Below are 14,247 nucleotides of genomic sequence, written 5' to 3'. Positions count from 1 at the left end.
GAAACTCAAATCATCCCTTGCGCCAACGGAGCCGTCCACACATGACAGCTCCGTTCGAATTGGTCTGAAACCACCCAGCTTCGCTATATCCGTACTGACCGACCAGTTTTCCAGGATTCCGTCGCAGCATCCGCAATCAGTTGCGCTTTGAGCCCATCATGGATCGAGGGTACCGGCTGTGTAACGTTGCGAACACTGGAAATGAAGCTTTCCAGTTCATTCCGATATGCGGCCTCGTAACGTTCTAGGAAGAACTCCTTTGCAGGCGCGCTTTGATAACCCGCACGATTGGCCAACTCGACCGTGTTCTCGTGGACATTGCCGGCCCGGAGCAAGCCCTTCGCTCCGTGCACCTCTATCCTCTGGTCATAGCCGTAGGTGGCCCGTCGGGAATTGGATATCTGGCATATCCGGCCACTTGGCGTGGTCAGCGTGACCGCGGCGGTGTCAACATCTCCAAGTCTGGCCACTTCCGGATCCACGAGGGCCGAACCGACCGCGTGGATCTTGTCAGGCTCCTCTCCAAGCAGAAAGCGGGCCATATCGAAATCATGGATCATCATGTCCCGGAACAGCCCGCCCGAGGTGCGGACGTAGTCATGCGGTGGTGGTGACGGATCGCGCGAAAGAATTGTCACGATCTCCACATTGCCGATTTCACCCTCGCTGATCAGCCGTTGAAGCCGGGCGAAGTTCGGATCGAAACGTCGGTTGAACCCCGTCATGAAAGGTATGTTGGCCCGGTTCACCGCGTCGATGCATTCCCGAATACGGGCTGCCGACATGTCGATGGGCTTTTCGCAGAAAATCGCCTTTCCCGCTGAAGCAAGGGCATGGATAAGGTCGTAATGGGTCGTTGTGGGCGTCGCGATCACCACGGCGTCGATATCATCGGCCGAGACGATCTCTTCCGCTGTCCGGGCGTCTGACCCGGTCTCATCCGCCAGTGCCCGCGCAGACTCGTGAATGGCATCGGCGACAGCGACCAGTCGTGTGTCAGACAGCGCCAGAACACTGCCGGCGTGAACGCGACCGATACGGCCACAACCGAGAATTCCGATGCGCATTTTGCACTACCTTTCCATTGGCTTGCTGATAGGACGCAACACCTGTCGCGTCGCCTCGACAAGAGGATCATGTGTTTCCTTCAGGATCTGCACCCGATCGAACCGATCCTTGTCCCGGTTAACGGCGCTCCTCAGCGCTGTACCAAAGGCCATACGAAGTTCAGTACCGATGTTGAATTTGCAGATGGCGGAACCGTGCGACAGGATCCGACGCTGTTCGATCGGCACACCGGATCCGCCGTGAATTACCAGCGGAACGGTCGTCACAGCTTCGATCGCTCGAATGCGTCCTTCGTCCAGACCCTCGCCACTCTTCTGTTGCAGATGGACGTTGCCGACAGAGATCGCCATGGCATCCACGCCCGTTGCACGCGCGAAGGCCGCAGCCTCCTCGGGATCGGTGCCTGCGGAAGCCTCTCCCTCGGAATACCCCACGAAGCCGATTTCACCCTCGCAGGATATTCCGGCCGAATGGGCGAGTTCGGCAACCGCAGCAGTTTCGTCCATGTTCTGGGCAAGCGGCTTGCGTGAGCCATCATACATGAGCGAGGTAAACCCCGAGTCCAGCGCGATTCGGCATTCTTCCATCGTGTAACCGTGGTCGAGATGTGCCACGACTGGCACCGATGCTCCGTCGGCCAGATACCGAAACATCTTGCCCAGGATCGGCAAAGGCGTGTGTTCCCGGCAAGAAGGGCCTGCCTGCAGGATGACCGGCACCTGCTCGGATTCGGCGGCATCCACATAGGCACGCATGTCCTCCCAGCCAAGCGTCACCAGGCCTGCCACGGCGTAGCCCTGTCTCAGAGCCGGTTGCAGGACCTCCGCAAGTGTCGCGATCGTCATTTGAACTTGGCCACCATGTCCATGATGCCGGGTATCGTGTGGAGTTGGGCCGCGTGGGTCGGCTGGAAATACTGTCGCAGGCTGCGCTGGCTTAGCCCGCCAAGAATGGTGAAGTAGTACATCTCGTACCCCGGGAGCACGGCGCAGGGGTGGTAGCCCTTGTCGATCAGGATCGTGGAGCCATCCATGATGTGATAGGCGTCGCCGGGCTCGTTATCCTCCCTTTGCAGCATCTGAACGCCTGAGCCATAGTTCGGGCGGAACCGGAAATTGTAGGTTTCGTCGTGGCGGGTTTCGTCGGGCAGGCGATCGGTGTCATGCTTGTGGCTGGGGAAGCCCGACCATCCTCCCTGGCCGACTGTATAAAGTTCGCTCACGAGCAACCGGCCCACCTTGTCATGGTGGCTTGCGCCGAGAATGTGCTTGATCTTGCGGTGCGTCTTGGTGTCGTCCGAGCCGTATTGCACCACGTCCAGGCCTTCGGCGCGGACGTCGAACGGCTCCAGAACCTTGTCGTACTTGGCGCCCGCGATGAATGTTTCGGTCGCGTCGGTCTCGCAGGTAATCCGGACTTTCGCGCCAACGGGTACGTAAACGCCTTCGGGCTCGCCGTCCCAGACGTCGATTGTTCGGTTGCCAAGCGACGCAAAGGTGACGCCTTCTACTTCGACATTTACGGTACCGGTGGCAGGCACGACGCAGGTCTCGTAACCCGGCACGGCGTATTCGACGCTCTGGCCCTTGGTTAGTTTTACAATGTTGAAGTAGTTGAGCGGCACCAACGGATGATTGGTGTCCACGATGGGCTGGTTCTGGTTGTCATGTGGGGCGATGTGCATGGAATGTGGCCTTTTCAGTTGTCGGTTGGGCCGGGATAGGTGGCAAGAAATGCATCAAGTTCTGCGGTTGTCGGCATCGATGGAGCGCAGCCTGGTTTGGAGACGACGATGGAGGCGCAGGCCGAGCCGCGCAGAACTGCCTCGCGCAAGTCCCGGCCCTCGGCGATGCCAGCCAGAAGGCCAGCCATGAAACTGTCGCCGGCGCCATTCGGTTTGACTGCAGTCACGGGAAAGATGCCAGTGTGGATTTCCTGGCCGTCTGCCAGCGTGATGGCGCCCTTCTGGCCCATCTTGTAGATCACGATGCGTCCAGGCTGTCGGGCGAGTTCGCGCGCCTTGTCGAGCCCCTTGTCCATATCGCCAGCCATGAAACCGAACTCCTCGTCATTGCCGACGATAAGGTCGCTTTCGTCCCCGGCACGGGACAGCACCTCTGATGCGACCTCGGGCGATGGCCAGGAGTATGGGCGGTAGTCGATATCGAAGATCACGGGAAGACCGGCATTTCGGGCGTTCCGGAATGCCCGGAACGTGGAGCCGCGGGAGGGTTCGGCGGCAAAAACGGTGCCGGCGGTAATCAGGGCGCCGAAGGCGTTGTAGTCTACTCGGTCAACGTCTTCTTCGGTGACCTGGAAATCGACCGCGTTGTTGCGATAGATGCAGAGCTGAAAATCCTCCATCGTGCTCTCGTAGACCGCGAGCGAAATGCGATATTCACCGTCCAGCACGCGCAGGTATTGGGTATCGACGCCGTAATGGCGGAGCTGGTTGGCGCAGTATCTGCCGACACAATCGTTTGATATCGAGGTTACGAGTGCCGATTGTCCGCCCAACTTGCACAACCCGGCGCAGATATTGGCCGACGAGCCTCCGAGGCCTGACCGGAACGTCTCTGCGACTTCTGCCTTCGTTCCTTGCGGATCGGCAAACATGTCCATGCCGGCCCGTCCGAAAACCACGAAACGATTCTTGCGGATTCCGTCGAGAAGGATACTCATCACACACCCCTCCGCTGGCCTGTGCGGGCCGATTCCCACTCCGCGTGCGCCGCGCGAACCTTGGCGCTCTCCGATACATGGGGCGTGCCGCATTCCCACCAGGTGTGGCCCTGATCGGTCCAAGAATTGTAAGCCTCAACCTTCATGCAGATCACGTAGGTCTTGTCTGAAGCTTTAGCCCGTTTGAATGCTTCGCCCAGTTCCGCGGCATTGGCGACAGTCTCGGCAGTCGCCCCCATCGAGGCGGCATGGGCCTCGAAATCCACGAGGAAGGGTTCCGGGATCGTGGGGGCATCCTCGATAAGGCAGTTGAAGCTTTCGTTTCCGGTATTGTTCTGAAGCTTATTGATGACAGCCCAGCCGCCGTTGTCGAGCAGGATGAGGATCAGCTTTTTTCGGGTCAGGACAGAGGAATAGATATCCGAATTAAGCAGCAGGTAGGCTCCGTCACCGACGAAAACGATGGTGTCTTTGTCGGGTTCCCGCTCGTCCTGCGCGATCCGGGCGCCCCATCCACCGGCAATCTCGTAGCCCATGCAAGAGTACCCGAATTCCACGTCGACCGTTCCCTGCGATAGCGTACGCCAGTTGGCCGTCACTTCGGCCGGCAATCCTCCGGATGCCGTCACGACCCGGTCGCGAGGATCGCAGAGCGCGTTCACCACGCCGATCGCCTGCGCGTAGGAGTTCGGTCGGTTGCCATGAGCCACATTGTCCGCAACGTAGGCATCCCATTGCTTGCGTTGAGCCTGCGCGAATTCGACCCAATCGGCCGGAGCGGTGTAGCTCACCATGGCGGACCCGAGCGCCTGCAGAGCGCGTTTCGCGTCGCCCACCACGGGAAGCGAGCGGTGTTTACCTGCATCGAACCTTGCGGCGTTGAGCGAGATGAAACGCGCGCTCATGTCGAATGCTGTCCATGACCCGGTGGTGAAATCCTGCAGGCGCGTACCGACAGCGACGATGACGTCGGCTTTTTCCGCGATCGCGTTGGCGCTGTCCGATCCGGTAACCCCGATGGGTCCAATGTTGAGCGGGTGGGATGCAAGCAGGTTGGCCCGGCCGGCAATCGTTTCAACGACAGGGATCTGATGCGCTTCGGCAAAGGCGGTGAGTTCGGCCACGGCGCGGGAGTATTGTACCCCACCGCCTGCAATTATCATGGGACGTTGCGCCGAGTTCAGCAGCGCAACTGCATCTGCGATTTCGTTGGTATCCGGGGCAACGCGGCGGATACGGTGAACCTTGCGTTCGAAGAAGACGGTCGGAAAATCATAGGTCCAACCCTGCACGTCCTGTGGAAGCCCCAGGAAAGCGGGGCCGCAGTCACCTGGATCCAGCATGGTGGCAAGCGCTGCCGGCAGAGATTGAATGACTTGCGCCGGGTGCGAGATCCGGTCCCAGTAGCGCACAACCGGCTTGAAGGCATCGTTCACACCAAATGTCGGATCCTGAAAATTCTCCATCTGCTGCAATACGGGGTCCGGCAGTCGGCTGAGATATGTATCGCCGCAGAGCATGAGCATGGGCAGTCGGTTGGCATGCGCCAGCGCGGCGGAGGTAACAAGATTTGACGTGCCCGGCCCGGCACTCGCCGTGCAGAACATGAACCTCTGGCGCAGCCACTGTTTGGCGTAGGCGGCTGCCGCAAAGCCCATGCTCTGTTCGTTCTGTCCGCGGTAGAGCGGGAGCTCCTCACGATGATTGTAGAGTGCCTCGCCAAGGCAGGTCACGTTGCCGTGCCCGAAGATTCCAAAACCCCCGCCGCAAAGGCGAATTTCCTCTCCATCAATCTCAATGAACTGGTTGGCAAGCCAGCGAATGATGGCTTGCGCCGTTGTGAGGCGGATCGTCTCTGCACCCATGCTCGTTCTTTCTCCCGGTTGCCCTCCGCAACGACTCTGGCCGATTGCAGCTTGCGCGAATTCGATTCCAACGATAACAATTTTGCAACCGGTTGCAATTCGAATCTGATTGTGGAGCGATAATGGACCAGCGCGGGATCGGCATTGGCATTCTGGGAGGTGGCTACATGGGCAAAGCCCACTCCGTCGCCATGGCTGCCGTGGGTGCCGTGTTCGAGACGGCGCTCCGTCCCCGCCTGGAAATGATCTGCTCCAGCAGTGCAGAGACGTCCGATCGCTATCGCAGGGCGTTTGGATTCGCACGGGCCACGCATGATTGGCGCACTTTGGTCGAAGACCGCAGCGTCGACGCCATCGTCATCGCAACACCGCAGGCGCTGCACCGAGAAATTGCAGAGGCTGCATTTGCGCTTGGCAAGCCCGTGCTCTGCGAGAAGCCATTGGGCGCTTCGCTCGAAGATGCCGAGTCCATGGTCGCGGCGGCAGAGGCCGCCGGCGTGGCGAATATGGTCGCCTTCAACTACATCCGCACCCCGGCGAGCCAGTTCGCACGACAATTGGTTGCGAAGGGCGAGATCGGCGCGGTCACCTGGTTCCGTGGCGAACATACCGAAGATTTCTATGCCGACCCCCATATGCCCGCGACCTGGCGCACATCCGGAATGGCAAATGGCACGATGGGAGATCTTGCCCCACACATGATCAACGCCGCGCTGGCGTTGATCGGACCGATCTGCTCCCTCGTGGCCGAGGTCGAAACGGTGCATTCCGAGCGCCCCGGCGGCGACGTCACCAACGACGACCAGGCGCAAATGATGTGTCGGTTTGCCAACGGCGCCATGGGTCAAATGCACTTTAGCCGGATAGCGACAGGGCGGAAGATGGGCTATGCCTACGAGATCACCGGCACGAAGGGCGCGATCCGCTTCGATCAGGAGGACCAGAATGCGCTTTGGCTCTATCGATCCGAAGGGCCCGAGGCAGAGCGAGGCTTCACCAAGATCCTGACGGGGCCAACCCATCCGGACTACTTGCCTTTCTGTCAGGGTCCAGGCCACGGCACCGGCTACCAGGATCAGATCATCATCGAAGCCCGGGATTTCCTGCAAGCCGTCGAGACGGGCAAGCAGGTCTGGCCGACGTTTCGCGACGGGCTCGAGGTCCATCGCGTCGTTCAGGCCGCGATCGAATCCTCCCGAACGAAAACCTGGCAAGACATCAAACCGGCAACTGCTGAAAGGCCCGGACCATGACTATTCGCATTGGCAATGCCCCCTGTTCCTGGGGTGTGGAATTTCCAGATGACCCGCGAAACCCCACCTGGCAGACAGTCCTGAAGGAATGCGCCGAGGCGGGTTACAAAGGGATCGAACTGGGTCCGGTCGGTTTCATGCCGGAAGATCCCGCTGTTCTTGGAGACGCCCTCGCAGAACATGACCTCGAACTGATCGGCGGCGTCGTTTTCCGGGCGTTTCACGACCCCGACCAATGGGGTGACGTGCTCGACGGGGTCCATCGGACGTGCAAGGCGCTGACGGCGCATGGTGCGCAGCATCTCGTGCTGATCGACTCGATTTCCGGGCGCCGCGCCCCCACGGCGGGTCGCGTTGCAGAGGCCGAGCAGATGGATCCAGCCGAATGGATCGCCTTCCGGTCACGCATCGCAGAGGCGGCTCGGATCGGAACCGAAGAATACGGGCTTACCGTGGGTATGCATGCCCATGCGGCCGGCTTCATGGATTTTGAACCGGAACTCGAGCGTTTACTGGACGAGGTGGACGAGGCCATCCTGAAGATATGCTTCGATACCGGCCACCATTCCTATGCCGGGTTCGACCCCGTGGCTTTCATGAAGCGGCATATCGGGCGGATTTCCTATATGCATTTCAAGGATATTGACCCGAAAGTTAAGACCGAGGCAATCGCCGCCCGCGCCGGTTTCTACGATGCCTGCGGGCGAGGAATATTCTGCAAGCTGGGTCTTGGGGATGTCGATTTCCCTGCCGTTCGCCAGGTGCTGCTGGACAATGGTTTCGAAGGCTGGTGCACCGTCGAGCAGGATTGCGACCCCACGCTTGACGTCACACCCATGGAGGACTCGCGCTACAACCGCGAATACCTCGAGTCCATTGGCTTCAACTGAGGAATCCGATCCATGAAAAAATTACAATGGGGCATGATCGGCGGCGGCGAAGGCAGCCAGATCGGGCCGGCACACCGGCTCGGGGCCCTCGCGGATGGTCATTTTTCTTTCACAGCCGGAGCTTTGGATCATCGACCGGAGGCCGGCAGGGAGTACGCCCAAAGGCTCGGGATTGCTTCCGACCGCGCTTATGGCGACTGGAAGGAAATGCTGGAGGGTGAGCGCAAGCGGGATGACCGCATAGACCTGGTGACGGTCGCAACGCCAAACGCAACCCATTTCGAAATAACCAGGGCGTTCCTGGAGGCGGGCTTCAACGTGCTGTGTGAAAAGCCCATGACAATGACGGTAGAAGAGGGGGAGGAGATCGTGCGTGTGGCCGAGGCGACGGGCCGGATCTGTGCGGTGAACTATTGCTATTCCGCCTATCCAATGGTCCGGCAGGCGCGTGCGATGGTCCGTGCAGGAGAAATTGGAAAGGTGCGTCTTGTCCTGACCAATTTCAGCCACGGTCACCACGGCGACGCGACAGATGCCGACAACCCACGTGTGCGCTGGCGGTACGATCCTGCAATGGCTGGAGTCTCCGGCCAGTTCGCCGATTGTGGCATTCACGCACTTCACATGGCCTGTTTCATTTGCGATGACGAAGTCGAAAGCCTTTCCGCAGACTTCGCCTCGACCATCTCCAGCCGCGAGCTGGAGGATGACGCGATGGTGAATTTTCGCATGTCCGGCGGGACGGTTGGGAGGCTTTGGACATCCTCGGTCGCAATCGGCCGGCAGCATGGTTTCGACATCCAGGTATTTGGCGAGACAGGAGGGTTCCGATGGGCGTCGGAGCAGCCCAACCAGTTGGTCTATACGCCTGTAGGCGGGCGCACCCAGATCATCGAAAAAGGCGAGGGTGGGTTGTACGCGGATGCCCAGCGGCTTTCCAGAGTGGCAATCGCGCATCCCGAAGGGTTTCCGCTGGCCGTCGCCAACATCTATTGCGACCTGGCGGATACCATCCGCGGAGAGGCGCGCGATGGCCTGCCCGGTGCGGCTGACGGGGTTCGGTCCATGGCGGCAGTCCACTCGGCTGTTGCGTCCGCCCGAGATGGCGGCGTCTGGCTTGACGCGCGCCCGTCTATCTTCCGTTGATCCCATTTCCAGTACGATCGGCCCGGTTTGCTTGGGCATGCCCAAGCAGCATATGACCGGCCGCTCTTAATGGGCGGACCGGAGCGTGCGTCTTTCCACGACAGAGCAGGGAAACAGGCGCGCTTCCGGGTATCGGTCCGGCTCTTCCAGCATGGCTTCGACGAGTTCAATCGAGGAGCGGATAATCTGCCTGATTGGCTGACGAATGGTGGTGAGCGAGATGTTTTCCCACGAAGCCATTTCCATGTCGTTCAGACCGATCAGGCCAACATCTTCCGGAACGCGCTGACCGGCATCCTGCAAGGCGCTGAGAACACCGATCGAGAGCACGTCGTCGCCGCAGAAATAGGCCTCTGCAACGGGAGCATCATTCAAAAGGAGGCGCTGCATCTCCGCTCGCCCAGCCTTGAATGAATAGGCATCGGCATAGGAGTGTTTCACGTTCAATCCGGGGTGCTTTGCCAGTTCTTCCATAAATCCGGCAAAACGATCTTGGGTGGATGTGGCTTGCTCTGGACCGCCCAGGAAACCGATGCGACGGTAGCCCCGCTTCAGAAGCTCCCGCGCAGCCATACGACCGCATTCGACATTGTCGATGCCAACGACATGAACCTGCGGTGAGCTGGAATAGCGACCGAAGCTATGGACCACGGGTATTCCAGCGTCTCTGAATGCCCTTGCGAAAGCCGGCGACAAGGTTGAGGAGGCCACCACGACGCCATCGACGGAATACTGCCTCAGCATTCGAACCGAGTTGTCTGGCTCAGTCTCGTTCGTCAGATTCACCAGCAGCGGGCGCAAGCCACGATCCTGAAGCCCGCGGGTGAAGAGGTCGAAGACCTCCAGGAAAATGGGATTGTGAAAGTTGTTCGAAACCAACCCGATCAGCTTGGTGCGTCCCGTCGTAAGGCTGCTCGCAAGCGCATTCGGGCTGTAGCCCAGCTCTGTCGCGGCCTTTTCGACCTTGCGCCGCATCTTGGCTGACACAGAAGCGCCATCGGTGAAGGTGCGCGATACTGCGGAACGGGAAACTCCCGCCCGTTCGGCGACATCCTTAAGCGTTACCGGCACTCTCTGCCCCTCCCAAAAACGCGACCGAGGCTATCCATACATCAGTCGCAGGGTGAGCACATTATGGAAAACCACGATCACTTTTGCAACCGGTTGCAAAAATGACCGATTCGTGTTCTTGTGTAATTGAGCGAAGGGAAACGACCGCTCCGATCAATGAATCGATACTGGGAGGACACCATGAAATCGAACCTGACCAAGTTTTTGGTGGGCGCAGCTATTGCGGTTGCGCCAATGGTTGCACCGACTTTTGCCACTGCCGAGGGCGAGAAATACGTTCTCGTGAGCCATGCACCCGACAGCGACAGCTGGTGGAACACGATCAAGAACGGCATCGCGCTTGCAGGGGAGCAAATGGGCGTAGAGGTGGAGTACCGCAACCCGCCGACCGGCGACATTGCGGATATGGCACGTATCGTTGAACAGGCCGCGGCCTCCGCACCGAACGGAATTATCACCACGCTCGCCGACTACGACGTTCTAAAGGGGCCGATCATGGATGCGGTGGCCTCGGGTGTCGATGTCATCATCATGAACACCGGAACGCCGGAGCAAGCGCGCGAAGTTGGCGCCCTGATGTATGTTGGCCAGCCGGAATATGACGCAGGCCTGGCCGCCGGAATGCGCGCCAAGGACGACGGTGTGACGTCGTTCCTTTGTGTCAATCACGCGATCCAGCAACCCACGGTGGGCGAACGTTGCCAGGGTTTCGCAGACGGTCTTGGCGTCGAACTCGGCGAGTCGATGCTCGACAGCGGAACTGACCCGGCCGAAATCAAGAACCGCGTCATGGCCTATCTCAACGCCAACCCCGACACCGACGGCATCCTTACGCTGGGACCAGTTTCAGCGGACCCGACCATTCTCGCGCTCGAGGAAAACGGAATGGCGGGTGACATCTATTTCGGCACGTTCGATCTCGGGGACGAGATCGTTAAGGGCATCAAGAGCGGTGTGATCCAGTGGGGGATCGATCAGCAGCCCTTCCTGCAGGCCTACCTGCCGGTCGTGATCATGACGAACTACCATCGCTATGGCGTCCTTCCGGGCAACAACATCAATTCCGGCCCGGGTTTCGTAACCGCCGACGCTTTGGAAATGGTCGAAAAATTCGCAGGCGAGTACCGCTGAGCCAACTCGGAGGCGCCGGGTCCGTCCGCGCCTCCGATCAATAACATTCAGCAGACAAACGGAGCTTGAGCGATGTCACAGACAGCGCAGTCACAAACTGTGTCCGACGAACGTGTCAAGGAAATGTCCGCCTTGCGCCGCGCGCTAATCCGCCCGGAACTGGGAGGCCTGGTCGGCACCGTCGCAGTCTTTACCTTCTTTCTGCTTTTCGCGTTCGATAGCGGAATGTTCAGTTCCCAGGGTGTGATGAACTGGTCGACGGTGTCGGCACAGTTCATGATTATCGCCGTCGGCGCCTGTCTGTTGATGATTGCGGGAGAGTTCGATCTGTCCGTCGGTTCCATGATAGGTTTTTCGGGCATGATGATCGCGATCCTGTCGGTCTCGTTCGGTTGGCCCGTGTGGCTTGCGATCATCGTGACATTTGCGGTGTGCATCGCGATAGGCGCACTCAACGGTTACATCGTTATCCGCACCGGCCTGCCAAGCTTCATCGTTACCCTTGCGTTCTTGTTCATCCTGCGTGGCTTCACGATCTACCTGCCGCAGACCATCGAGCGGAAAACGATCATCAGCGGTGTAAGGGACGTGGCCGAGGGCGACTGGCTCGCCGCTCTGTTCGGTGGGAAGATCCTGACCGGTTTCTTTACCTGGATGGGAAAGGCCGGCCTCATCGGGACTTTCGAACGCGGCACACGCGAGGGACAACCGGTTGTCGACGGGATCCCAATGCTGATCGTCTGGGCGATCGTCCTCGTAATTTTTGGCCATATCCTCCTGACTCGCACGCGCTTCGGTAACTGGATCTTCGCGTCGGGTGGAGATGCAGAGGCCGCGCGCAACTCTGGCGTGCCCGTCAGCCGGGTAAAGATCCTGATGTTCATGTTCACTGCCTTCTGCGCCTGTGTCTTTGCCACTTGCCAAGTAATGGAATTTGGCTCTGCCGGCGCCGACCGCGGTCTCTTGAAGGAATTCGAGGCTATCATCGCCGTTGTCATCGGTGGTGCGCTCCTGACGGGCGGCTATGGCTCCGTCATCGGAGCAGCGCTTGGCGCTCTGATCTTCGGAGTGGTGCAGCAGGGGCTGTTCTTCGCCGGAGTGGAAAGCTCGCTGTTCCGTGTCTTCCTGGGCATCATCCTCCTCTTCGCGGTTATCCTGAACACCTATATTCGCCGTCTGATTACAGGGGAACGTTGAGATGAACACCCGCAGCATCCACGAGCCAATCATACGGATGATCAATATCGAGAAGCATTTCGGTTCGGTCATCGCGCTGGCCGGTGTATCGGTCGATGTCTATCCCGGGGAATGCCATTGCCTTCTGGGCGACAACGGCGCTGGAAAGTCAACTTTCATCAAGACCATGTCGGGCGTGCACAAACCCACCGCGGGCGAGATCATCTTTGAAGGCAAGCCGATGCACTTCGACGACCCGCGCGATGCCATCTCTGCCGGGATTGCGACCGTGCACCAGCATCTGGCGATGATCCCGCTGATGTCGGTCAGCCGCAATTTCTTCATGGGTAACGAACCCGTCAAGAAGATCGGGCCCCTGAAGTTCTTCGATCACGATCTGGCCAACCAGGTGACGATGGAAGAGATGCGCAAGATGGGAATCAATCTTCGCGGTCCGGACCAGGCTGTCGGAACTCTGTCTGGCGGAGAGCGGCAGACAGTGGCCATTGCCCGCGCGGTTCATTTTGGCGCCAAGGTTCTGATCCTCGACGAGCCCACCTCCGCGCTCGGCGTGCGCCAGACGGCCAATGTACTCGCGACGATAGACAAAGTGCGTAAACAGGACATCGCCGTGGTCTTCATCACACATAACGTGCGTCATGCTCTCGCCGTTGGCGACCGTTTCACTGTGTTGAACCGTGGCCAGACATTGGGTACTGCGCAGCGCGGCCAGATAACTCCCGAGGAACTCCAGGACATGATGGCGGGCGGTCAGGAGCTTGTGGCACTTGAGGATTCCCTCGGCGGCACGATCTAGGGACGAACAAGGCGGTGTCAGAGGGAATCCGGTTGAGCGGGGTAGGGCGGTCTCGTAGCGTCTCGGGATGACAAAGAACGCCCCTTTCAAATACTTCCGCACGAGCCGCGAGATCATCCGCCTGGCGGTAACGCTTTACGTTCGTTTCCCGCTATCGCTGCAGAAAGTCGAAGACCTGTTGTACGACCGCGGTATCGACATCAGCCATGCATCCGTCCGGTTTTGGTGGCAGCGTTTCGGACCGATGTTCGCCTCCGAGATCCGCAAGAAACGCGCTTAACGGCTGCGTTCAGGGCCGCAATGGCGGTGGTGTCTCGATGAAATGTTCTTGAAAATCAACGGTGAACGGCACTACCTGTGGCGCGCCGTCGACCACGAGGGCGAGGTCTTGGAAAGCTTCGCTACAAAGGCCCGTGACAAGAAGGTCGCATTGAAATTCTTGAAGAAAACGATGTGGCGATACGGCCGGCCTCTGGCCATCGTCACAGATCTGCTTCGCTCCTAAGGCGCGGCCTTGCGGGAGATTGGAGCGTCGGCACTGCAAGAAACCGGCCGTTGGTTGAATAACCGGGCAGAGAACGCGCACCCACCGTTCCGACGAAGAGAACGGGCGATGCAGCGGTTCCGGTCCACACGAAGTTTACAGAGATTTGTCGCCGTTCACGCCTCGGTTCATAACTATATCAATTCGGAGCGCAGCCTTTCTTCCAGAGCTGATTTCGAGAAGAACCGTGCCACCGCTCTCAATGAGTGGTGTCAGCTCGGCGCAGTATTAGAGACAGTGATCCTGTCCTGGCTGAGACGAGTTCGAATTAGTCTGCCACCACCGCCACCGACATTCGTCTCTAGTCCCCATGTCCATTTTGCGCCGAATAACGGCGTTTTTCCCGTCGGTTAAGCGCTGCGCTCAAGACCTGAGACGCACCTTTCCCAGCTATTCCCGGAGCAAAACTCGAGGTGTCTCAGTTGGCCCGAACCGCCGGTCCGCTTTCGGGTGGTTTTCCCTGATCCGGCCCGAATTACAGGGAAAATTGATGATTTGCAGGGATTTCGGCTTTGAATCAAGTCGATTGTACGAGCAATATCAGTGGCGTAAGGAAGATTTCCCTACTCCGAAGAACAGGGAATTATTGGACCCGAACAGGGAA

At 59.2% G+C, this 14,247-nt stretch carries 12 protein-coding genes and 1 pseudogene; 7 read left to right on the top strand and 6 right to left on the bottom strand.

From position 1 onward, the window contains the following. Positions 1–83 precede the first annotated feature (83 nt). The 5 genes from iolG to iolD are packed head-to-tail and all read right to left on the bottom strand — an operon-like array spanning position 84 to position 5,615. Positions 84–1,067, bottom strand: a complete 984-nt coding sequence (gene iolG, locus AX756_RS23625; RefSeq protein WP_068318061.1) for an inositol 2-dehydrogenase — start codon at positions 1,065–1,067, stop codon at positions 84–86. A 6-nt stretch (positions 1,068–1,073) separates the two neighbouring features. Further along, the gene (locus tag AX756_RS23620; protein ID WP_068318059.1) at positions 1,074–1,913 is read right to left on the bottom strand and encodes a class II fructose-bisphosphate aldolase; all 840 of its coding nucleotides are present in this window, start codon (positions 1,911–1,913) and stop codon (positions 1,074–1,076) included. Further along, positions 1,910–2,752, bottom strand: a complete 843-nt coding sequence (locus AX756_RS23615) for a 5-deoxy-glucuronate isomerase (protein ID WP_068318056.1) — start codon at positions 2,750–2,752, stop codon at positions 1,910–1,912. The genes AX756_RS23620 and AX756_RS23615 overlap by 4 nt, the downstream gene beginning before the upstream one ends. Before the next feature lie 14 nt (positions 2,753–2,766). Continuing rightward, complete coding sequence (gene iolC, locus AX756_RS23610; protein ID WP_068318053.1) at positions 2,767–3,750, bottom strand: 5-dehydro-2-deoxygluconokinase; 984 nt, start codon at positions 3,748–3,750, stop codon at positions 2,767–2,769. After that, on the bottom strand, positions 3,750–5,615 hold the full coding sequence (gene iolD / locus AX756_RS23605; protein WP_068318050.1) for a 3D-(3,5/4)-trihydroxycyclohexane-1,2-dione acylhydrolase (decyclizing): 1,866 nt from the start codon (positions 5,613–5,615) through the stop codon (positions 3,750–3,752). The genes iolC and iolD overlap by 1 nt, the downstream gene beginning before the upstream one ends. Before the next feature lie 122 nt (positions 5,616–5,737). Between iolD and AX756_RS23600 the strand changes: the two genes are divergently transcribed. The 3 genes from AX756_RS23600 to AX756_RS23590 are packed head-to-tail and all read left to right on the top strand — an operon-like array spanning position 5,738 to position 8,904. Then, a complete protein-coding gene (locus tag AX756_RS23600) occupies positions 5,738–6,868 on the top strand; it encodes a Gfo/Idh/MocA family protein (protein WP_170307695.1) in 1,131 nt (376 codons plus the stop codon). Then, a complete protein-coding gene (locus AX756_RS23595; RefSeq protein WP_068318047.1) occupies positions 6,865–7,758 on the top strand; it encodes a TIM barrel protein in 894 nt (297 codons plus the stop codon). Before AX756_RS23600 ends, AX756_RS23595 begins: the two co-directional genes overlap by 4 nt. A 12-nt stretch (positions 7,759–7,770) precedes the next feature. Next, the gene (locus tag AX756_RS23590; RefSeq protein ID WP_068318045.1) at positions 7,771–8,904 is read left to right on the top strand and encodes a Gfo/Idh/MocA family protein; all 1,134 of its coding nucleotides are present in this window, start codon (positions 7,771–7,773) and stop codon (positions 8,902–8,904) included. A gap of 66 nt (positions 8,905–8,970) precedes the next feature. Here the strand turns inward: AX756_RS23590 and AX756_RS23585 are convergent, their stop codons facing one another. Next, positions 8,971–9,975 (bottom strand): LacI family DNA-binding transcriptional regulator, encoded by a 1,005-nt coding sequence (locus AX756_RS23585; protein ID WP_068318043.1) that lies wholly within the window; start codon positions 9,973–9,975, stop codon positions 8,971–8,973. A 180-nt stretch (positions 9,976–10,155) separates the two neighbouring features. Here AX756_RS23585 and AX756_RS23580 point away from each other — a divergent pair, with 180 nt between their 5' ends. From AX756_RS23580 to AX756_RS25350, 4 genes and pseudogenes are all read left to right on the top strand, one after another. After that, positions 10,156–11,106, top strand: a complete 951-nt coding sequence (locus tag AX756_RS23580; RefSeq protein ID WP_068318040.1) for a sugar ABC transporter substrate-binding protein — start codon at positions 10,156–10,158, stop codon at positions 11,104–11,106. Between the two features lie 72 nt (positions 11,107–11,178). After that, positions 11,179–12,303, top strand: coding sequence for an ABC transporter permease (locus tag AX756_RS23575; RefSeq protein ID WP_068318038.1), 1,125 nt, complete (start codon positions 11,179–11,181; stop codon positions 12,301–12,303). Position 12,304: 1 nt separating this feature from the next. Next, entirely contained in the window at positions 12,305–13,099 is a 795-nt protein-coding gene (locus tag AX756_RS23570; RefSeq protein ID WP_068318036.1) for an ATP-binding cassette domain-containing protein, read from the top strand. A gap of 67 nt (positions 13,100–13,166) precedes the next feature. Then, a pseudogene (locus tag AX756_RS25350) lies at positions 13,167–13,853 on the top strand (IS6 family transposase); the annotation flags it as partial. Positions 13,854–14,247: the final 394 nt, after the last annotated feature.

The organism is Aliiruegeria sabulilitoris, from assembly GCF_001558155.1.
In the GTDB taxonomy this organism is placed as follows: domain Bacteria; phylum Pseudomonadota; class Alphaproteobacteria; order Rhodobacterales; family Rhodobacteraceae; genus Tropicimonas; species Tropicimonas sabulilitoris.
Note: the sequence above shows the minus strand (reverse complement) of the source record. Positions and strands in the feature narration are given on the sequence as shown.

Bases quoted from the DNA above. Each gene is read 5' to 3' on its own strand.
- AX756_RS23595 (WP_068318047.1), top strand. From the start codon at position 6,865: ATGACTATTCGCATTGGCAATGCCCCCTGTTCCTGGGGTGTGGAATTT.
- AX756_RS23620 (WP_068318059.1), bottom strand. From the start codon at position 1,913: ATGACGATCGCGACACTTGCGGAGGTCCTGCAACCGGCTCTGAGACAG.
- AX756_RS23615 (WP_068318056.1), bottom strand. From the start codon at position 2,752: ATGCACATCGCCCCACATGACAACCAGAACCAGCCCATCGTGGACACC.
- iolD (WP_068318050.1), bottom strand. From the start codon at position 5,615: ATGGGTGCAGAGACGATCCGCCTCACAACGGCGCAAGCCATCATTCGC.
- AX756_RS23575 (WP_068318038.1), top strand. From the start codon at position 11,179: ATGTCACAGACAGCGCAGTCACAAACTGTGTCCGACGAACGTGTCAAG.
- iolC (WP_068318053.1), bottom strand. From the start codon at position 3,750: ATGAGTATCCTTCTCGACGGAATCCGCAAGAATCGTTTCGTGGTTTTC.
- AX756_RS23570 (WP_068318036.1), top strand. From the start codon at position 12,305: ATGAACACCCGCAGCATCCACGAGCCAATCATACGGATGATCAATATC.
- iolG (WP_068318061.1), bottom strand. From the start codon at position 1,067: ATGCGCATCGGAATTCTCGGTTGTGGCCGTATCGGTCGCGTTCACGCC.
- AX756_RS23590 (WP_068318045.1), top strand. From the start codon at position 7,771: ATGAAAAAATTACAATGGGGCATGATCGGCGGCGGCGAAGGCAGCCAG.
- AX756_RS23600 (WP_170307695.1), top strand. From the start codon at position 5,738: ATGGACCAGCGCGGGATCGGCATTGGCATTCTGGGAGGTGGCTACATG.
- AX756_RS23580 (WP_068318040.1), top strand. From the start codon at position 10,156: ATGAAATCGAACCTGACCAAGTTTTTGGTGGGCGCAGCTATTGCGGTT.